This window comes from Streptomyces sp. NPDC039736, assembly GCF_055596485.1.
The window spans coordinates 1-18,604 of the sequence record NZ_JBVIUQ010000023.1; the positions used below are offsets into that span (position 1 = coordinate 1).

At 71.5% G+C, this 18,604-nt stretch carries 13 protein-coding genes and 3 pseudogenes; 6 read left to right on the forward strand and 10 right to left on the reverse strand.

What is annotated here, in order from left to right; genetic code table 11:
- Window positions 1-27: 27 nt before the first annotated feature.
- Window positions 28-252, forward strand: a pseudogene (locus tag ACZ56L_RS35510) (helicase associated domain-containing protein); the annotation flags it as partial.
- Window positions 253-342: 90 nt separating this feature from the next.
- On the opposite strand, the gene ACZ56L_RS35515 reads toward ACZ56L_RS35510, so the two are convergent.
- Window positions 343-1,539 (reverse strand): helix-turn-helix domain-containing protein, encoded by a 1,197-nt coding sequence (locus ACZ56L_RS35515; protein WP_471069364.1) that lies wholly within the window; start codon window positions 1,537-1,539, stop codon window positions 343-345.
- A gap of 168 nt (window positions 1,540-1,707) precedes the next feature.
- Here ACZ56L_RS35515 and ACZ56L_RS35520 point away from each other — a divergent pair, with 168 nt between their 5' ends.
- Entirely contained in the window at window positions 1,708-2,313 is a 606-nt protein-coding gene (locus ACZ56L_RS35520; RefSeq protein ID WP_471069366.1) for a hypothetical protein, read from the forward strand.
- Between the two features lie 375 nt (window positions 2,314-2,688).
- Here the strand turns inward: ACZ56L_RS35520 and ACZ56L_RS35525 are convergent, their stop codons facing one another.
- The 4 genes and pseudogenes from ACZ56L_RS35525 to ACZ56L_RS35540 form a co-directional block, all read right to left on the reverse strand.
- Window positions 2,689-2,922 carry a hypothetical protein gene (locus ACZ56L_RS35525; RefSeq protein ID WP_471069368.1) on the reverse strand — a complete coding sequence of 78 codons (234 nt, stop codon included), beginning with the start codon at window positions 2,920-2,922 and terminating at the stop codon, window positions 2,689-2,691.
- A 416-nt stretch (window positions 2,923-3,338) separates the two neighbouring features.
- Window positions 3,339-3,812 (reverse strand): glycine-rich domain-containing protein, encoded by a 474-nt coding sequence (locus tag ACZ56L_RS35530; RefSeq protein WP_471069399.1) that lies wholly within the window; start codon window positions 3,810-3,812, stop codon window positions 3,339-3,341.
- Between the two features lie 54 nt (window positions 3,813-3,866).
- Window positions 3,867-5,087, reverse strand: a pseudogene (locus ACZ56L_RS35535) (hypothetical protein); the annotation flags it as partial.
- A gap of 169 nt (window positions 5,088-5,256) precedes the next feature.
- Window positions 5,257-5,421: a hypothetical protein gene (locus ACZ56L_RS35540; RefSeq protein ID WP_345219874.1), complete on the reverse strand. Its 165-nt coding sequence runs from the start codon at window positions 5,419-5,421 to the stop codon at window positions 5,257-5,259.
- Window positions 5,422-5,755: 334 nt separating this feature from the next.
- Here ACZ56L_RS35540 and ACZ56L_RS35545 point away from each other — a divergent pair, with 334 nt between their 5' ends.
- On the forward strand, window positions 5,756-6,313 hold the full coding sequence (locus tag ACZ56L_RS35545; RefSeq protein ID WP_468692672.1) for a cysteine hydrolase family protein: 558 nt from the start codon (window positions 5,756-5,758) through the stop codon (window positions 6,311-6,313).
- Between the two features lie 1,265 nt (window positions 6,314-7,578).
- Here the strand turns inward: ACZ56L_RS35545 and ACZ56L_RS35550 are convergent.
- The 5 genes from ACZ56L_RS35550 to ACZ56L_RS35570 form a co-directional block, all read right to left on the reverse strand.
- The gene (locus ACZ56L_RS35550) at window positions 7,579-10,635 is read right to left on the reverse strand and encodes an acyltransferase family protein (protein ID WP_471069371.1); all 3,057 of its coding nucleotides are present in this window, start codon (window positions 10,633-10,635) and stop codon (window positions 7,579-7,581) included.
- Window positions 10,636-10,658: 23 nt separating this feature from the next.
- Window positions 10,659-12,428 carry a glycosyltransferase family 2 protein gene (locus tag ACZ56L_RS35555; protein WP_471069373.1) on the reverse strand — a complete coding sequence of 590 codons (1,770 nt, stop codon included), beginning with the start codon at window positions 12,426-12,428 and terminating at the stop codon, window positions 10,659-10,661.
- A 720-nt stretch (window positions 12,429-13,148) separates the two neighbouring features.
- On the reverse strand, window positions 13,149-14,216 hold the full coding sequence (locus tag ACZ56L_RS35560; RefSeq protein ID WP_471069375.1) for a trypsin-like serine peptidase: 1,068 nt from the start codon (window positions 14,214-14,216) through the stop codon (window positions 13,149-13,151).
- A 272-nt stretch (window positions 14,217-14,488) separates the two neighbouring features.
- Window positions 14,489-14,863 carry a PIN domain-containing protein gene (locus ACZ56L_RS35565; protein ID WP_471069377.1) on the reverse strand — a complete coding sequence of 125 codons (375 nt, stop codon included), beginning with the start codon at window positions 14,861-14,863 and terminating at the stop codon, window positions 14,489-14,491.
- The gene (locus ACZ56L_RS35570; protein ID WP_471069379.1) at window positions 14,860-15,114 is read right to left on the reverse strand and encodes a ribbon-helix-helix protein; all 255 of its coding nucleotides are present in this window, start codon (window positions 15,112-15,114) and stop codon (window positions 14,860-14,862) included. Before ACZ56L_RS35570 ends, ACZ56L_RS35565 begins: the two co-directional genes overlap by 4 nt.
- A 611-nt stretch (window positions 15,115-15,725) precedes the next feature.
- On the opposite strand from ACZ56L_RS35570, the gene ACZ56L_RS35575 reads away from it, so the two are divergent.
- The 3 genes and pseudogenes from ACZ56L_RS35575 to ACZ56L_RS35585 all read left to right on the forward strand — a co-directional run.
- Window positions 15,726-15,992, forward strand: coding sequence for a Kazal-type serine protease inhibitor family protein (locus ACZ56L_RS35575; protein ID WP_345219882.1), 267 nt, complete (start codon window positions 15,726-15,728; stop codon window positions 15,990-15,992).
- Window positions 15,993-16,194: 202 nt separating this feature from the next.
- On the forward strand, window positions 16,195-16,875 hold the full coding sequence (locus ACZ56L_RS35580; protein ID WP_471069382.1) for a transposase: 681 nt from the start codon (window positions 16,195-16,197) through the stop codon (window positions 16,873-16,875).
- 486 nt (window positions 16,876-17,361) lie between these two features.
- Window positions 17,362-18,597, forward strand: a pseudogene (locus ACZ56L_RS35585) (glycoside hydrolase family 27 protein); the annotation flags it as partial.
- Between the last annotated feature and the right edge of the window lie 7 nt (window positions 18,598-18,604).

The following is an 18,604-nucleotide window of genomic DNA, read 5'->3' on the forward strand; positions in this document are numbered from 1 at the left end:
CCCAACACCACGGACGTGGACGAGCTGGTGGAGTGGACTCGGGGCCTGGACAAGGTCACCGTCTACGCCACGTACGCCTCCCTGGGCCTCGGCACACTGGAGCGGGCACACGCCGCCGACGACGGCCAAGAGGCCGAAGAGGCCGGGTGGCCGGCCTCGCTCGCCGGGTTCCCGCTCGGGCAGTGGACCGCCGACGCGAGGCGGTTCTACGCCCGCGGGGACATGGACGAGGACCGCGTCGCGCAGCTGGAAAAGCTCGGCATGATCTGGTCGCACTACGACATTGCCTGGGAGGAAGGTCTGACCGCCGCACGCGAATGGGCCGAGGAGAACGGGCACCTCCTAGTCTGTGATCCAGCGCCCTTCGGCGGAGTCGTGCACGTATGCCGACCTCCCCCTGGTCCCGCTCGTGCGGAACGGCTTCCCGCCGTCCGTGATCCGCACCGTCCCCGTACGGCCCCCGGCGCTCCACTCCAGCTCCAGGTACCAGCGGCAGTCGCAGCCCGCCGTCCGCGCGGAGACCAGCAGCTCCTCGGGGTCGGAGGAGGTGACCTTGTACGGGAAGGAGACGGCCGGGATCTTCCGGACCTCGGCGCCGGAGGCGTCAAGGCCGTCGACGGGCCTCGCGAGCGGGCGCGGCCGGTCGAGGTCCACGGCGAAGTGGCGCGGGGTGACGGCGCCGCCACAGCCGTTGTCCATCCGGTACGCGTTCCATGGCAGCGGCGCGGCGCGGTCGACCACGCGCACGTGCAGGGCATGGAGGACGACGGCGTCGGACGGCGACCGGCCCTGGACCGTGATCCGCACCAGCGCCTCCCCGCCGTGCACGGCACCGTGCGTCCCGGCCCACCCCCCGGAGTCGGCCGCGACCGGCGGCGGGGCGACCGCGCGGGGGGCCCGGTCCACGAGGTAGGTGTGCCCGCAGCCGCCCTCCCAGAGCTGGGAACCGATGCTCCAGGTGAAGGGGAGGGGGGCCACGGTCCGCCCCGGGGCGGTGGAAGCGGGGGTGGGAGCGGGGGCGGAAGCCGTACGGGTGGGGTGGCCGAGCAGGGCGGCGGCGAGGGCGAGCACGACGAGGGCGACGGCGGCGGCGACGAGGGGAGCGGGGGCGTCACGACGGGGGCGGGCGCGGGGCGCCTCCGGCGCGGTCGGGTCCGGGGCGGACGGGGCCTGCGCGGACGGGGCCGGGGCGGGGCCCGGACCCGGTTCCGGCGCGGACGGTTGCAGGTTCGGTTCCGGCGCGGCCGACACGGCCGGCACAGGCGTGGGCGCGGGCGAGGTTGCTCGGCGGCGGGCGCGGTCCGCCTCCGTCCAGGCCGCCTCCAGGGCCCGCCGTTCCTCCTCGTGCGCCCCGCACAGCAGGGCGAGGCGGTCGGCCACGGCGAACTCCTCCGGGACGGTCGCGCCTGAGCAGTAGCGGTGGAGGGTGGACGCGCTGACGCTCAGCCGCCGGCCCAGCGCCTCGTAACTCCTCCCGTCCCGCGCCTTCAGCGCGCGCACGAGCCCCGCGAACTCCTCGACGGCGGCGTCCTTCGGCATTCCATCCCCCTCGACCCTGCGTCCCACCCTTCACGTCCTTGCACGTCAGCGGGGGTGGAATGGTTCCGGGACGGCTGGTGGGTGCGTGATCGTTGCAGCCGGCGGACGCCGGCCCCACGCTGGGGTGAGCACTGACCGAACGAACGACCCGACGGGGGATCCACCACCGTGAACAAGCTCCGCACCGCACTCGCCACCGCAGCCGCTGCCGCACTGGGCCTCGCGGCCCTCGCCACAGCCCCGGCGCAGGCCGCTGCCCAGCCCGCCTTCCTCGCCGCCTCCCAGATGCCGCCGTCGTCGACGCCGTGGACCGCCACCCAGGTCTTCACCGGCGTCCCGGAGAACGGCGGCGTCCTCTGCGCCCCGTACAAGATCCCGGCGCAGAACACCCACTACCGCGAGTTCAGCACCGAGCTCGACACCAACGCCGTCCAGGTCACCACCGTCGCCCCTACCGAAGCCGACGCCGTGAAGCTGGTCGACACCCTCCGCGGGGCCCTGGCCGGCTGCGGCCCCCTGCTGGAGCAGCAGAACCCGGGCCTGCAGGCGGTCAGCGCCTCCCACGGCAAGCTCGCCGTCGAGGAGGGCGCCTGGGTCTACAGCCTGGACACCGCCGACCCGCAGATCGGCATCTCCGACATCCACCTGTTCTCCGTCGGCCGCGACGGCCGCACCGTCACCCTCGTCCGCTGGGGCCAGATGGGCGACCTCGAGGACGTCCCGCTGACCGCCTTCCGCACCACGACGAAGACCGCCGTCAACAAGCTCCACTGACCCGGGGGCTGACCACAGCCCGTCAGCGGCGCGGCCGGAACCCGGGCGCGCCGCTGTTGTGCCCACCTGCTCCGCCGACAGCGGAGAGGGGCCGGACTACCGCCGGGATTCCGCCGCTCGTGCACGACAGACAGCCGTATGGATTCCACGCCACGAAGCCAAGCAAGTCACCGGCCTGTGACCAGGAAACATCAATAACGGCATCCGGGGAGGGAAATCCATGACGGTATGGGTGATCTGGACGACGCGTCGCACGACATAGGCCAGCGGACTCTCACCGGGGCCGCCAGACCGACAGCGCGCGGCCCCTCCCGCACATCCGGCACAGGCCGCGTGCGGTCCTCGACTGCCGCTCGTCATACCAAAGGTCCATCATCAGGCGAGGGATAAACGTCCAGACGCTTTTGCGCAGGCAGCTGCGAAGTCGTCGAACAGGTCCGTCTCGGTGCCGACCGGCCGGACGTCCTCGATGCGGGTGGCGTCGGCGGCGACCGAGACGGTCACCGTGGGTGCCGTGGCCGGGGGCGGGACGTCGTCCTGGTCGTCGTCGGCAGGCCTCAGCAGGAACCGCCAGAAGGCGTACTCGCCTTTGTCGGCATCATGCCTCACAACTGGTGAATCCAGGCGATGACCAACGCGACCCCACCAACGGAGGCCGCCGCCGTGATGATGAAGGGTCCGATCCCGACCTTGCAGCCCCACATCCAGCCCACCAGGCAGGAGTGCAGGCGCCCTGCGCAGCGGTCATGCTGCCAGCCATGAAGAAGATCACCTACGCGATGCTCGCGTGCCTACGGCCAGGCCGCGGCCCATTCAGCGACCGGCCGGGACTCCGGCTTGCTCATGGGGGCGCGCAGCGGCGTACGAGTAGGAGTTCAACAAGAACCCGGCAATTGATCTGTGCCTCCGGCGGGGCTCCGCACAGCTCTAGGTTTCAGCATGCCGCCCCGTTCCGTACGCGAGACGCACGTACGGAACGGGGGCGCCGGTGTTTCCGGGCGGCTGCGCGGATGTCCTCGGGTTTTTCAGCCGTCGAGGGCGTTGATCTCCTCCAGTGACAGACCGAGTTCCTGGTGCAGAAAACGCACGACGGTCCAGTGCGGGAGGGCCTCCTCGTCGTAGCCCCCGAAGGCCTGCCGGTAGAACGGAATCCAGCGCAGGGCCTCTTCGGCGGCCGCCGTACGCTGCGGAGCGGCGGGTTCCGTCGTCCGGTAGGCGTCGTACGAGATGCTGCGGTGGTGGATGAAGTGGCCGCCGGGCAGGCGCTGTTCACACAGCTCGCGGTACTCGCGGGTCTGGAGGATGAGGAAGTGCCAGATCTCGTCGATGTCCTGCTCGACGGGGAGGAAGAGGCCGGCCAGCCGGTCGGGGTGGCGGGAGACCAGGTAGAGGTAGCGGGCGCATTCGCGTACCTGGTGTGCCACCACGGCGGGGTCCGGTGCGTCGGGCTTCTGCGAGAAGTGCCGGACGACCTCGGCGTGCAGTTCCGGGCCGAGAATCCGTGCGGCGGTGAGCTCGGTGCCGGCGTCGGTGGCGGTGTTCTCGGGGCTCCGGGCCGCGGTAGCCGCCAGCCAGGCGTATTTGCCGGACTTCCCGATCGGCACCCGCGTGCGGTGCTCGACACGTATCTGTCGTGTCGTCAACTCTTTGACTGCTGTGGCGAGTTCGGCCTCTTGCTGTTCGTCGAGTCGGGAGCCGTCGAAGGTCGTGTACCGCAGCAGGGCACCTGCGGGGCCCGCCGTCTCCAACTGGTGCAGGAAGATCCGGGGCGAGACGCCGGCAATCACCGCATCCAGGTCGGCCTGTGCGACGGGCCCCCGCGGCGTCGGCAGGAGTTCCTTCTCCCTGCCGCAGAAGGACTCGATCTGTGCGGGATCGGTGCTGCCGTCCCGGGTGCGCACGCAGTCGCCCGACCGGTAGCGGACCAGTGGCATGTACGGGTTGCGGATGCTGGTGACGATGAGGCTGTGGATGCCGCTCCCGGGCTCCACCGGAAGGAGCTCCACGCTCATGTCGTGCAGATACGGCCGGTAACGGCCGTCGGCGTCGCTGTAGAAGAGGTAGCCGAGTTCCGTGCTGCCGAACAGGTCGACCACCGGACAGTCGAAGTGGGCGCGCAGGTACGTACGGACTTTGAGCGGCGTGTACTCGTAGGCGTGCACGATGCCGACCGGTGGCGGGAAGTCCTCCCACAGGTTCCACTCGTCCACCTTCCGCACCAGGTGTGCCAGGTGGTACCCCGAGCAGTCCAGCAGGTACGCGCCCTTCGGGTGCGCGTCGGCGACCTCGCGGATCTCCGCGAGCATGCGCCTCACCTCGTCCTCGTCCCAGTCGGCCGGGTCCAGCTGCCTGTTGAGGTACAGCGTCCGGTCGTCCAGCCATCGTTCGCCCGGCGTCGCCCCCGGCTTCGCCGCGTTGACGCGGGCGACGTGCTCGGTGGCCAGGACGGTGGTCAGCGAAACCCGCCGGGCGCCGTCGTGCCAGCTCGACCCCAGTTCCGGATGTGCGGCCCACAGCCGGTAGTACGAGCGGAGCAGGAAGTACGGGGGCCGGATGAGCTGCATCCGGGCGTGATTGGTGCCGGTGGACAGCACGAATTCGGCCTCGCCGGACTCCAGCGCCCTTTCCAGTTCCGGGGTGGTCCAGTTGGCGGGAAAGTCGCGGGCGATCTCGGCCTTCTCCAGCACCGGGAAGTGGCCCTCTTCGAGGGAGCTGCGGTACAGGGGGATGTCGCGGACCCGGTCGAGGACTTCGGCGTTCGGCAGGTGGCGGATGGGAACCTCCGGGGCAGGCGGGGCGCGGGCGGCTGCCGGGGCGCCAGTGACGGGCGAGAGTACGGACCGGCCAATGACGGGGGCACGGGGGCGCCGCCGGGCGCGGGGCGCAGGCGGCGACCCCCGCTTCCTCCAGTCCGCGGCGGTCAGGACCGCGGGAGGGCCGAGGTCAGGAAATGCAGCCGGACTTCCCGGTGGCGCTGATGCAGCCGCTCTTCGGCGCCGCACTGATGCAGCCTTCCTTGGCGCGCTCGCCGGAGCCGGTCGCGGAGTTCGCGGCGACCCACTTCTGCCAGACGGTCTCCTCGGTCATGCGCTTGATGAGCTGCTCCATGGTGAAACCTCCGGTTCTTCCCCGCTGGGGGATCTGGGCATGGTTCGTCAGGAGAAGGGCGGGTTTTTTCCGATCGTCCCGCCCATTTGAAGGTAAAGAGATGGTCAAGTCGATGTCAATGGGGGGGCGTTCGAATGGCGTGAAAGGGGAGGCTGTTGCGGCGGGGGCGGAGACAGGGGTGAGGTCGCCCCGGGCGCGCCCGCCAACCGGCCTTCCGGGCGCGCTCCTCCACCCGCTCCCGCGTGCGCCTCGGACTCGCTCCCGCACCCCTTTCGGGCGCGCCCCCGGGGGGCCTGCCTTCCGGCCCGCACCCCGTCGTACCCCTGGAGGAGACATGAGCAGCGCCCTGCTCGTCATGGATGTCCAGCAGTCCATCGTGGACGCCGTCGGCGCCGATTCCGCGTACCTGTCCCGCTTGGGCAGGGCCGTCGAGGGGGCCCGCGCGGCGGACCTGCCCGTGATCCACGCCGTCATCGCCTTCCGCCCCGGCCACCCGGAAGTCGGCACGCGCAACAGACCGCTGACCGCCATCGCCGACGCGGGGCTCTACGTCGAGGGCGAGCCGGGGACCGAGATCCACCCGGCGGTGGCGCCGCTGCCGGGAGAAGCGGTGGTGACCAAGAAGCGGGCGAGCGCGTTCTGTGGCAGCGATCTCGACGTGGTGCTCAGGGCGCGCGGCATCGACAGTCTCGTACTGGCCGGCATCGCCACCAGCGCCGTCGTCCTGTCCACCGTGTGCCAGGCGAACGACCTGGACTTCGGCCTGACCGTCCTGGCCGACGGCTGTTTGGATCCCGACCCGGAGGTGCACCGGGTGCTCGTGGAGCGGCTGTTCCCGCAGTGGGCGGACGTCGTCGACGTCGACGGCTGGCTCAAGAAGCTGAACTCCTGAACGCTGCATTCCCGATGGGTGGTGGTGGGGGGTGTGGGCGGTGGGCGGCAGTGGCCCCGGGGCCGTTGCGTGGTCGCTCCTTCACCCCCTTTTTTCGTAGTCCCGCAACGGGGCGACCGGCCTCCGGAGTTGGCATGGCTCCCTCCCCTTGCCGAAGGCATGGTCCGAGGGTTGGTGTCACCAGCTCCGGAGGCGCTGACAGACCGATGGGTGCCCTGCCTCTTCCCCGGAGGCCAGCCCGACCGCCCGATCGGTGCCTGGGGCATGGGCGAACGACTCCGCACACTCGGCATCCGGCTCGCGCAGGCCCGTTCGACCGCGCTGTTCCAGCTCGCCCCCGAGCTGGCCGCCGCGGTTCTCGCCCGCCCCCTCGGCATCGTGGCGCTTCCCCGGGAACCATGCACCAGCTCAGGCACACCATGGAACACGACAAACGTGGGGTGCCATGTCTTCCGGACACAGAGCCTTGATCACTGTCTTGCGGATCGCTCGTTATGTCCGCAGGGAACACCCCAGGCGGACTCGCAGCTCAACCGCTTCCCGGCCGCCACTGTTCTGACCAGGGTGTTCGAGGGCCCACTGTTCTGCCAGAAAGTCGTACATCTCAGCGGTCGTCAGGTCGCTGTCGGAGTAGGTCCGTGCAACGTCCAACTTGACGATCCGGGCACTCCGGGAACCTGCGGTCCGGTCGACGATGTCCCTGACCCATGCCAGCTCCTGCTCGTCTGCATACAAGCCGAGCCTCAGATTTCGCATCCTCATGATGGCGCAAACCTATTGATCATCAGTCTTCCGTGGCAACGCTTCAACTTCAATGACGCAGGCGTGAGGCAGGCATTCCGGGAGTTCCCGTACCCGAGCCCACCAGGAGCACCCCGCCAGGAGGACGTGGTGGCCGAGGTGCCGGCCCACCGCGCGGCCGCCCGCTCGCCCGAGCGTCCGACGCCCCGGCCGGTCCCGGGCTAGCGCGCAGAGGTCTTCGATGTTCCGTTCGGAGGAATGCCGGCATGAGCGAGACGGAGACGGAGTCGTTCGAGGAGGTGTTCGCCTCCGAAGGAATCGGCGTCCCTGCCGACGGTCGCGCCGACCCGCTCGCCAGTGCTCATCGCCGATCCTGGGGGTCGTCAGCCGGCGCAGGTTCGTGGGCCGTCAGCGGGCTCGGCGGGCGGCCCCGGGGCTGATGGGCGGCTCCGGGCCCGGCGGCCGGCACGAGGTTCCGGCCGCCGGGGCCGTGTCACAGTTCCCGCCCGTCAGTCCCGGTCCCGTCAGTCATGCCCCGGCGTGCGCGGATCCCCCCTGTCGGCCGTGCGGGCCGACACCGTGACGTGGTCGACCCGCATCGCGTGCCCCGGCTCGGTGCCGGGCCCCGGCACCGAGCCGTCCTGGCGCGGGAGTTCGCCGCCGATCGCCACGTTGAGGATGAGGAACAGCCCGTGGTCCACGGCCCGGTTCCACGTCCCGGCGTCCATCCGGCTCGCGGGCACCCGGTGATAGACCCGCCCGTCCAGGTACCAGCGCACCTCCTCCGCGCCGGCCGTGCGGTCGATCTCCACGGCGTACGCGTGGAAGGCCGTGCGGCACCCGGGGCATTTCTGCGGGGCGGAGCTCAGGCCGGCCGGTTCCCGGCAGGGGCCGCCCTGGAGGGTGCCGCAGTGCATGGTGCCGAAGACGGTGTCCCGTCCGTTGACCGACTCCATGACGTCCAGCTCCCCGATGCCCGGCCAGCCGGTGTACCCGTCGCGCAACGGTGCGCCCAGGGTCCAGAAGGCCGGCCAGTAGCCCGCCGCCCGGGGGCCCGTCACGTCCGGCAGGGCGAGCGACGCCTCGATGCGCAGGGTGCCGCCGGGCGGAGCGGCGAAGTCCGAGCGCCTGGTCTCGATCCGCGCCGAACTCCATCGTCCGTCCTTGCGGGTGGGCACGATCTCCAGCACCCCCTTGCCGTCGAGGCGGGCGTTGTCGGTCGAGTCGGTCATCGTCTCGATCTCCCCGGTGCCCCACTGCGGGGCGGGGCAGCCGGGGTAACACGTGCCGATGTCGTGCTGCCAGTTGGCGGGCGAAGGCGGGCTGCCGGCGGGGCCGTCGAAGTCGTCACGCAGCAGCCGGACCCAGTCACCGGCCCCGGATCGCCGGTCCGCCGGGGTCCCGGCCGGGCTGGCCTTCCCTGCGGCGGGCAGCGCGTCCGCCTCGGTCAGCAGCCGTTCGAGCCGGTCGGTGAGGACGACGGCCGCCGCGTTCGTCAGGTGGGCGTCGTCGCGGTAGAGCAGCACCCGGTCCAGTACGGCCGGGCAGGTCGGCCCGGCACCCGGGCACAGCACCTCGTTCACGCCGATGCTCCGTACGCCGGGCAGGTCGCCCGACGCGATCCGCCGGGCCAGCGGGTCGGGCGGCAGGCCCTCCCGGCGGTCGAACGCGCAGGCTTCCGGCGACTCCAGGTGGCCGGACACACAGGCCGGAACGTCCTTGCCGGGCACCGGGGTGTCCTCCAGGTAGACGATCGGCACACCCAACTCCCGCAAGGGGTGCAGGGTTTCGTCCCATCCCTTGGCCAGCAGCTCCTCGTCGGCGGTGTACCGGTTCAGCGAGGACACCACCACGGCCCGCGGCCGGGGCTGGTGCCGCAGCCGCTCCAGGGTGTCCGCCCGCCAGGTGTCGCACTCCCGGTAGGCGCGGCCGAGCTGGGGGCTGTGCACCGCGATCCGCGGCAGCGGGCAGCCCTGCTTGACGAACTCCTGGAGCGCCCAGCCCCGTTCGGCGGCGATGCCGAGCAGCGGCGAGAACCACTGCCCGGCGTGCGAGTCGCCGAGCAGCACGATCCGGTCGGGGCTGTCCACCGCACCGAACAGGCAGTCCGGGCTGCGGGTCGTCGCCGGAGCGACCTGGCAGGCGCCGTCCGGCGGGAAGTCCTTGCGCGCCTGGGCGGGACCGGGCAGCACCGGCCCGGCGGGAAGGGGGGCGCCTGGCTGACGTACCAGCAGATGCGGCCCTGAGGCCGCCCCGGCAGGCAGCCCGCGCGGGTCCAACGGCCGGGTGTCGCCCAGCCGTTGCAGGGTGGTCGTGCCCACGGTCAGGGCGAGCGCCACCGGCAGTACGATCGCCGTGACCCCCACCGAGAGGCCGCGCCGGGTGTGTGCGGAGACCGTGCGGCTGCGGCGCAGCGGGCGCTCCACCCCGTACATCGTGGCGAGCGCGGGCAGGACGGCGGCCAGCGTCAGCGCGGTCTTCGCGGGCCAGCCGAGCGTTCCGAGCCGGGCCTCGGCGAGCACCAGCACCGGCCAGTGCCACAGGTACAGCGTGTACGACAGCCTGCCCACCGCCCGCGGAGCCCGCATCGCCAGCAACCGCCCCACGCCGAACGCCCCCTGGGCGTCGCGCTCGCCGCGGCCGGGTATCGCGGCCAGGATGACGGCGGCGGTGGCCAGGGTCGGCACCAGCGCCGCGAATCCGGGATAGGGCGTGGTGTGGTCGTACGCGAGGACGCACCAGCCGATGGCCGCGGCCCCCGCCCACCCGCAGAGCAGCCGCAGCGGCCGCGGGCCCCGCATCAGGTGCCAGGGCAGCAGCGCGAGCACCGCGCCCGCCCCGAACTGCCAGACCCGCGAGGGAGTGGCCAGGTAGGCGAGGGAGGCCGGCCCCTGCGTCCAGTACAGGGACAGCGCGAACGACCCGAGGACCAGCGGCACGACGGCGACCGCCACGGCGGCCCGCACCGCGCGTCCCCTGCGCACCGCCCGTGCGACGCACATTCCGGCGACCGCCAGCAGCGGGGCCCAGAAGAAGTAGAACTGTTCCTCGACCGCCAGGGACCAGAAGTGCAGCAGCGGGCTCTGGTCGTGCCCGGCCGCCAGGTAGTCGGTCTGCTGCGCCACGAACCGCCAGTTGGCGACCGACAGTGCCGCCGAGAGCACGTCGTGCTCCAGATCCGCACGCCGCAGGGGTACGGTCAGCCAGGCGCCGATCCCGGCCACCGCGACCAGGACCACGGCGGCGGAGGGCAGCAGGCGGCGGGCCCGCCGGGAGAAGAAGTCCACGAGCCCGATGCGGCCGGTGGTGACGGCCTCGCGCACGAGGAGGCCGGTGATCAGGTAGCCGGAGATGACGAAGAAGACGTCCACGCCGACGAAGCCGCCCTGGAGGCCGGGTATCTGGGCGTGGAAGGCGAGGACCGCGACCACGGCGACGGCGCGCAGCCCCTCGATGTCGGGCCGGAAGGCGGAGCGGTGCGGACTGGGCCCCGATTCGGTGCCGGAGGCGCCGGGGGGCCCGGTCGGCGGAGAAGCGAGCCCGGTCGGCTGGGGCCGGCCGGCAGCCGCGGAGGACGACATGGAAGATGAGCCTTTCGGTACGTTCAACTCGCCCAGGGCAGCATGGGGTTGACCCAGCCGGATGCCACGAGGCCGATCAGCAGCAGGAGAGCGGTGGCGGCCAGGGTCTCGGGCCATCGGCGGGGCAGCATGGCGGCGCGGGAGCCGGGAAGCGTCCGGGCGGTGCGCGGGAGCAGGGCCCGTACTCCGGTGGCGGGGCCGGACACCGTGCCGGTCCCGGCGGGGGTGGCGACCCTGGTGTCGGTGTCCGTGCCGGTGCGGTGGGTGGCCGGCGGGCGCAGTTCGCGGAGGAGGTGCCGCATTAGCGGCACGTTGAGCTGGCACTGCACCAGCACATAGAGCAGCAGCCCCCAGGCGGGCTCCCAGCCGTTGCGTGCCACGACCAGCGCCAGGCCCGCCGCGGCCGCCGCGTGCGAGACGGCCAGCCAGCCCAGCGAGACGGCCACCACCCGGCGTGCCATGCCGCCCGAAGCGGCCGGGCCCCGTGTGCCGGTGGGCACCCAGGTGGCGCTGCGGCCCCGGAGCGTGTGCACGAACGCCGCGGCGGCGGCCACGCTCGTCAGGACGTTCGCCCGGATCACCTCCACCCGCCAGCGGGTGCGGCTGACGCGGGGCAGCAGCACGTGCCAGAGCCACAGCGGAGCCAGCAGTGGCAGCACGTGCCAGGGCCGTACGTGGTCGGGGTACCAGAACATCATCACCAGCGGCGGCAGCGGGGCGACGAAGGTGTTCACCGCCGTGGTCAGGTAGCCGACGACGCCCTCGGCGAAGCACAGCCGCATCCGCCAGGGCGCGCCCATCTCCTTGAGCACGGGCTTGCTCAGCAGGTGGAGGTTGCCCATCGCCCAGCGGTACTGCTGGTTGACGAAGGAGGTGACGGACTCCGGAGACGTGCCCTTGGCGACGAGCACCGGGACGTACAACGTGCGGAAGCCCCGGGCGTGCAGGGCGAGTCCGGTGTAGAGGTCCTCGCTGTGGTCGAGCCGGGCGAACCCGCCGGCCAGGTCGAGGGCCTCGCGCCGGTAGACGGCGTTGCTGCCGCAGCAGATGGCGGCGTCGCTCACGTCACGGGAGGGCTGCACCCAGCGGAAGAACCACTCCTGGGCCGAACCCGCGGCCCGCTGGATCCAGTTCATGGACTCGTCCGTGTCGAACCACTGCGGACTCTGCACGATGCCCACGCCGGGGTCGGCCAGATAGGGCACCAGGTGCCGCAGGAAGTCCGGGCGGGGAGCGAAGTCGGCGTCCAGGATGGCGACGACCTCGGCGCTGCTCAGGGTCAGGGCGTGATTGAGGTTGCCGGCCTTCTTCAGGTGTCCGCGATCGGGCCGTACGACGTATTCGTAGCCGAACGAGGCCGCCAGCGCGGCGACTTCGGGCCGGTCGCCGTCGTCCAGGACCCAGACGGTCAGCTCGCCGGGCCAGTCGAGGGCGCGGACCGCGCGATAGGCGTTGGCCAGTACGTCGAGCGGTTCGCCGCAGGTCGGCAGATAGAGGTCGACCCCGGGAGTCCGGGCGGGCTGCCAGGCGTGCACGAGGAGCTCGTGCGACCTGCGGGTGAGCCGACGGCGGCGCAGGCCGTTGACGGAGGAGAGCGCGAGGGCCGCGACGTTGAGGCCCAGGACCGCGAGGAACACCCACAGGGCCGGGGTGCGCAGGGCGAAGGTGAACATGGTGGCCGCGGTGAAGACGAAAGCGAGCGAAGTGCTCACCAGCACCCAGCGGTGCTGCGGACCGAAGTACCAGTACAGCTCCTCGTCGGACGGAGGTTGCGGAAGGTGATGCACAGTCATAAAGCCCCCCACGGCTGTGTATGTGTGCGTTTCTGCCGCTCACCCTACCGCCAGAGGTATAGACCAATTCTGTCTCTGGAGAGCAACGCAAGGAATGAGCCGCGGAATTGGCGTGTCTCAAGTGGTCCAGACCACTCGCCGCTCTCATCCGACAGGCTTCGCCTCCGGACTGAGGGAGAAGAGGGCTATGCCCAGGTGAACAGTCGCGGAACAGTCGTGCGGGAGGGATTGGCCTCCGGCGCGAGGGGGCGGGGGCGAACGGTCCCGTCGCACCCGGGGCGTCCTCCCCGCCGGTGCCGGCCGTGGTGCGGTGGAGAAGCGTCCGGCGGCCCCGGGGCCGCGGTCCTCGCGGGAGGCACGCTGGAACCGATCGGGGCCCCGCGTCTGCCACCGGTCGCCATCACGGGCCTCTACGCGTGCACCGGCTGCGTCCGCCCCGTCAGCACGGACCTCCAGCGGCCGGCATGTCTCCGCGACGGGTGCCGCCGGCCCGCCCCGCGCCTGGCAGGTCCGCTCCCCCGGCGGCCACCTCGCCCACGTCTGACGCTCTCACCGAAAACCCGCAGCTCACCGCACCACTCCCCCACGAACGTCCAGCATCCGAGGGGCGGGCGTGACGAACCGGAGACGCCGGGGAGGGCGGTGCCGTGCGTCCCCGGTTGTCCGCCCGGGCCCGGCCGGCGGTGGCACTGGCCGGAACCGGACTGACCTGATGACCCGTCAGGAGGCTTGGTTACGCGCCCAGTTGTAGAGCTTCCGGGCGCTGTCGCCGAAGCGCGTGGCGTACAGCGAGGGCGTCGGCCCTCCCGCGAGGTCGTCGCCCGTGGTGGTGACGCCGACGACGGTGCCCGTGCCCGTCCGGGTGTCGAACCCCTTGAGGTGGGGGCCGCCGCTCGCTCCGCTCGACATGTCGCAGTCCATACCCCACAGGAGGGGGGCCTTGGGGCCCGGCCGGGCGGGCCCGGCGCAGTGGATCATGCGTGATCCGGCGTACTTGGCGGAGGAGTCGTTGAGCCGGCCCTTCGGATAGCCGAAGGCATGGACGAACTCGCCCTCGACGGGCTTCGGGAAGGCGATCCGCTGGCTTCCCGTGATGTCCGCCACCGGTCGCCCGCCGGGGGCGGGGTTCACCACGGCCACTGCCGTGTCGAATCCGGCGACCGCGAGGTCCTCCGAGGACGCGCCACTCGGTGCGGTGTCCCAGCGGGAGGAGGTGGCCATGGCCCGCACGCTGAAGCCGCCGAGCGGTTTGGTGCCGTTGCGGTAGCCGGGCACGAAGTAGAGGTTGTCGTTCCAGGTGTCGTCGGCGGTGGGGGAGCCGACGCCCCGCAGGCAGTGGGCGGCCGTCACGAGGGTGCTGCGGTTCGGGCTCTGGACGACGGTGGCGGTGCAGCTGCCGTCGTAGCCGTCGGAGAAGGTGAAGAAGAGGCGGCCGACGCTCTGGTTCACCGCACCGCCGTGCCGCCACGTGCCTCCCGGGTCGGGTGTGCCGGCGGGGAGCGGGCGCGGATCGTCGGGCGTGAGGTCGTCCTCGGGCACGGGCGTGATCTCGGGGATCAGCGCGCCCGCCAGCTTCATCCGTACGGGAGTCCAGTAGGCGTCGATCCGGTCGCGCTCCTGCGGGGTCGTGGCTCCCGTGCCCGTCGAGGGGAAATCCGGTGCGGAACGCGTGGCGGGGGTGTCCGGGGCCGAGGCCCGGGCCGCCGTCGGCGGCAGCACCGCTGCGGCGGCCGCGCACAGCAGGAGGGCTCCCGCTGTGGCGGCACGGCGCAGGAGGACGGGGGACATGGGTGACATGGTGGCCTTCCGTGGTGGCGTCGTCGGCAGGGCCGGGCAGCGGAATCCGCCACCCGGCCCCTCACCTCCGTACGACGCGCGGACAGCCGCGGGGTTGCGACCTCACCGGAAGAAAGGTCGGACCGGCCCGTCGGCTCCGGTGAACGGCCGTCCATCGCGCCCCGGGGCCCGCGACACACCGACCGGACGCTGTGCGGTCTGCTTCGACGGCCGCCGCCCCTGATCCGGCCCGGTGGCCGGGTCCGGCTCGGGGCGGTGAGGGGTCAGGCAGGACTCAGTGGGGTGATGCCGGTGCCTGCGTACAGCTCGGGCTCCAGCGAGAGGACCGTGAGCGGTTCCCCCGCGCGTAGGGCGTGCCAGGCGATGGCCGCTGCGTGCGCCACCGGGAGCTGGGCCTGCTGCCAGCCCATCGCGTCCGACGCGTGGGCGGCGGTGAAGGGGACGCTTTCCGCGAACCGCAGCGAGGATGCGTGTTTGCCCGCTCCCGGAAGCCGGTGCTCGGCCGCGACCACGGACAACGACGGCACCAGGACACGTCCCGTGCCGCGGGAGGCCTCGATGTAGAGGCCGGTGAAGAACGGGTCCGCGCGGTACAGGGCGATCAGGGCGGTGTGGTCCAGGACTGCCAGGAGATTCACGCAGCGGTGCCGCTCTGGTGTGCCCGTACCTTCGCCCACGCGTCCTGCCCTGCGCGCTGGATGTCCGCGCTGTACTGCACACCGAGCTCGCGGGCCGCCTCGGCGGCACGCTGTTCCCGCTCGCTCTCCGTCAGCTCGCGGGACGCCATCTCCTCGAGCAGTTCGGTGATCGTAGTGCCGCGCTCGGCTGCCAGGACACGCAGCCGGTCGCGGACTTCCTCGCTGGTCTTGATGCTCGTTGGCTTGCCCATACCTCTGATTCTACCGCCGGTAGAACATTCGGGAGCCGGGGAGGGCGGGGCCGCCGGACCGGTTCAGGTGAGGCTCGGCGGTCGAGGCTGGAAGGAGGGACCGCTGTTCTCGTGGTGACGGTGGTGGGACTCCACCGCCCAGGTCCCGGGCCGCTCGGGGTGCCGCTGGGGTGATGGGGCATTGCGGTACTGGCACGGGAGCTCTCGCTGTTCACCCGCTCGCTGTGCGGACAGCCGGGCCGTCACGTTGGTCGACGTACGCCCGAGAGAGCGGCGGAGAGCCGCAGCCGAAATCGCGGGTGTGGCCTTCCTGATCTCAATGGACCGCATCTCGGCGGCCTGGAGTTCCGAAACGGGGGGCGTCGGCGACTTCTCCTGCACGGTCCGCCTCGCGGGGCATCAGGCTGCGTGAGTTCCCCCCTGCGGGCTCGCCGGAAGAGGCGTACGCCGAACTCGTCGCCGGCTCGGTCGCTTTCCGCGGACGAGGCGTCGGCGCTCCCCGTCAACCGGACCCGGTTTCGGCTGTGTGTCCTCTTGCTCTGTTTGCTCCGTTCGCCTGAATCCCGGGCGAGTCCGCCACCGGTGACGGGGACGGTGGAAAGTGATGCCGTATGACCAGACGACTCCACCTCGCCGCCGCAGCGGGCGCGCTCGCCTTCGCCGCGTTCCTCCCCGCGACCGCTGCCGCAGCCGTACCGGCATCCGCCGCCCCGCAGACCGTGCCCGTGGCCGCCGCGTCCGCCGGAGAGCCCCGGTACTGCCCGTCCGTCTACGACCCCGTCTGCGGCGAGAACGGCGTGACCTACACGAACAAGTGCTGGGCCGCACGGGAAGGCGTGCGCGTCAAGCACCATGGCGTCTGCCACGGCGACCTCTAACGAGCTCGTGCGCGGTAAGCGGTGAGACGTCGGGGCTGTTCATGCCGCGCCATGGAGGTGTGGGGGGGGGAACGTGGTTCGGTCAGCAACCGTCGGATCACCGGTCTGACGGCCGACGTGATCGGTGAACTCATCGTTGATATCGGTCCGTTGTGGCATGCCGCCATCAGGCCAGTTTTGTCTCACGACCGTGGAGCGAGCCGTGCGGGCCGGTGCGAAGCACCAGTTGGTGTTCGTCGACCGGCTGCCGGCCACCCTGGTCCACCTGCGTCATTGTGCCGCCCACGACGTGCTGGCCTGCTGGTTCGATGGGGACCGCTCCACTGTCACCCGCGCCGTCAACGAGGTGCGGCCCTTGCTCGCCGGGCGGGGCTGCACCGTCAGCCCCGGCCTCCGCCTGCGAACCCTCGCCGAGGTCGTCCATCACCTCGGCACCAGCGGAAAGACGGGGATCATCGACGGCACGCAGATCCGTGTCCGACATCCCGCGGCCAGGAACAAGTGCCGGGAGAAATTCATCTCCGGCAAGAACAAGCAGAACGCCGTGAAGTCAATGGCGGTCACGGACGGCGAAGGGCACGTGCTGTGGTGCAGCCCGGCCCTGTCCGCAAGCTGCCCGGACATCACCCACGCCCGCCCGTTGGGCCTGGTCCGACTCCTTGCAGACGAACCCGGAGCGGCGGTCCTCGCGGACGCCGGCTGCCAGGGCCTGGGCGCCCAGACCGGCGGCCAGGCAGTGACGCCCCCGCACCGCACGTTCAAGAAGCACACCCTGGACTGGCACGACACGAGGAGATGCACGAGCGGCAACGCAAGACACACTCCTCACGACGCAACCCGGTCGAGCACGGCATCGCGTACCTCAAGAACTGGCGATCCCTGACTCGTCACCTCGGCCGCCGCGAACACATGAGCGTCACCATCCAGGCCGTCGCCGGACTTCTCAGCCACCGGCAGAACACGGACCAAACATCGCCACCCCACCGCATGGTCACCCGGGAGGCAGCATCCGCCGCGGTCCGCATGAGTAGGACTGTCAACAGCCGGTTCCGTCCGGTGGTGCAGGGCCCGGCCGTAGAGCGTTGCTCCCCTTGCCCGTTCAAGGCAGTCCAGGGTGCGGGCCGGAACTCCGAAGGGCTGCGGCCTCTGCGGTGTCGCGCACCCTTCTGCAGCCAGTCATACGTGCCGGCCGGTGTGCCGTGGGGGTGCCCATGGCGTTGTGGCGGCGTCTCGGCGGGTGGCTTGTGTGTTCCGGTGAACTAGTGAAGTTTTCCCGCAGTCCGGGCCGCACGCGACGGCAGTGGGCATGAAACCCACGCCGGCACGCGCGCTCACGCCGAACGCCATCGACTGCAGAGGAAGACCCGCCATGCATCAGGCAGCCGCCCACAGGTCATCAGGCACTCGCAGGGGATTGCGCGCCCTCGTCGTCACGGCGCTGGTGTGTGTGACGGGCCTTGCCGGGTCACCCGCCGTCTCGGCGGAGGAGCCGCAGCTCCCCGACGGGCTCGCTCTCACGCCGCCCATGGGCTTCAACAACTGGAACTCCACGCACTGCCGGGCCGAGTTCAACGAAGCGATGGTCAAGGCGATCGCCGACGTCTTCGTCGCGAAGGGCCTCAAGCGTGCCGGGTACGAGTACGTCAATCTGGACGACTGCTGGGCGAAGCCGGAGCGCGACCGGGCGGGGCGGCTGGTGCCCGACCCGGTGCGGTTCCCCCGCGGCATCAAGGCGGTCGTCGATTACGTCCACTCCAAGGGGCTCAAGTTCGGGCTCTACAGCAGTGCGGGCACCAGGACCTGTGACAGCGTCGGGATGCCGGGCGGGCTGGGGCACGAGTACCAGGACGCCCGGCAGTTCGCCGCGTGGGGCGTCGACTACCTCAAGTACGACAACTGCAACGACCAGGGCGTGGACTTCATGGTCCGCTACACCACCATGCGCGACGCGCTGAAGGCAGCCTCGGCCGCGACCGGTCGCCCGATCCTGTTCAGCATCTGCGAGTGGGGCTCGTACAAGCCCTGGAAGTGGGGCAGGGACGTCGGGCACATGTGGCGCACCACCTTCGACATCAAGGACAACTGGGCCACGATGCTGCGCAACATGAAGCAGAACCTGCCGCTGGCGCAGTACGCGGGGCCGGGCGGCTGGAACGACCCGGACATGCTGGAGGTGGGAAACGGCGGCATGACCGACACGGAGTACCGCACCCACTTCTCGATGTGGTCGATCATGGCCGCGCCCCTCCTCATCAGCACCGACTTGCGCACGGCGTCTCCGGAGACCTTCCGCATCCTGACCAACCGGGAGGTGATCGCCGTGGACCAGGACCGGCTCGGGAAGCAGGGCGCCGTGGTCTCGTCCGAGGACGGCCGGTGGGTGGTGGCCAAGGAGTTGGCGGACGGCAGCCGCGCCGTCGCCCTCTTCAACGAGACCGACACCCCGCGCCGCATCGCCTCCACGGCGAGGGCGGTCGGCCTGCCTTCCGCCCCTCGTTACCGGGTGCGCGACCTGTGGCGGAGGACGACGGGGCACACGGGGGGCGACCTGGCTGCCACAGTGCCCGCGCACGGCACCGTGCTGCTGCGGGTGACTCCCGGCAGGTAGGGGC

Excerpts from the sequence above, each read along its gene's own strand:
- ACZ56L_RS35515 (WP_471069364.1), bottom strand. The coding sequence starts at position 1,539 with ATGCCGAAGGACGCCGCCGTCGAGGAGTTCGCGGGGCTCGTGCGCGCG.
- ACZ56L_RS35540 (WP_345219874.1), bottom strand. The coding sequence starts at position 5,421 with ATGGAGCAGCTCATCAAGCGCATGACCGAGGAGACCGTCTGGCAGAAG.
- ACZ56L_RS35545 (WP_468692672.1), top strand. The coding sequence starts at position 5,756 with ATGAGCAGCGCCCTGCTCGTCATGGATGTCCAGCAGTCCATCGTGGAC.
- ACZ56L_RS35550 (WP_471069371.1), bottom strand. The coding sequence starts at position 10,635 with ATGTCGTCCTCCGCGGCTGCCGGCCGGCCCCAGCCGACCGGGCTCGCT.
- ACZ56L_RS35555 (WP_471069373.1), bottom strand. The coding sequence starts at position 12,428 with ATGACTGTGCATCACCTTCCGCAACCTCCGTCCGACGAGGAGCTGTAC.
- ACZ56L_RS35560 (WP_471069375.1), bottom strand. The coding sequence starts at position 14,216 with ATGTCCCCCGTCCTCCTGCGCCGTGCCGCCACAGCGGGAGCCCTCCTG.
- ACZ56L_RS35570 (WP_471069379.1), bottom strand. The coding sequence starts at position 15,114 with ATGGGCAAGCCAACGAGCATCAAGACCAGCGAGGAAGTCCGCGACCGG.
- ACZ56L_RS35575 (WP_345219882.1), top strand. The coding sequence starts at position 15,726 with ATGACCAGACGACTCCACCTCGCCGCCGCAGCGGGCGCGCTCGCCTTC.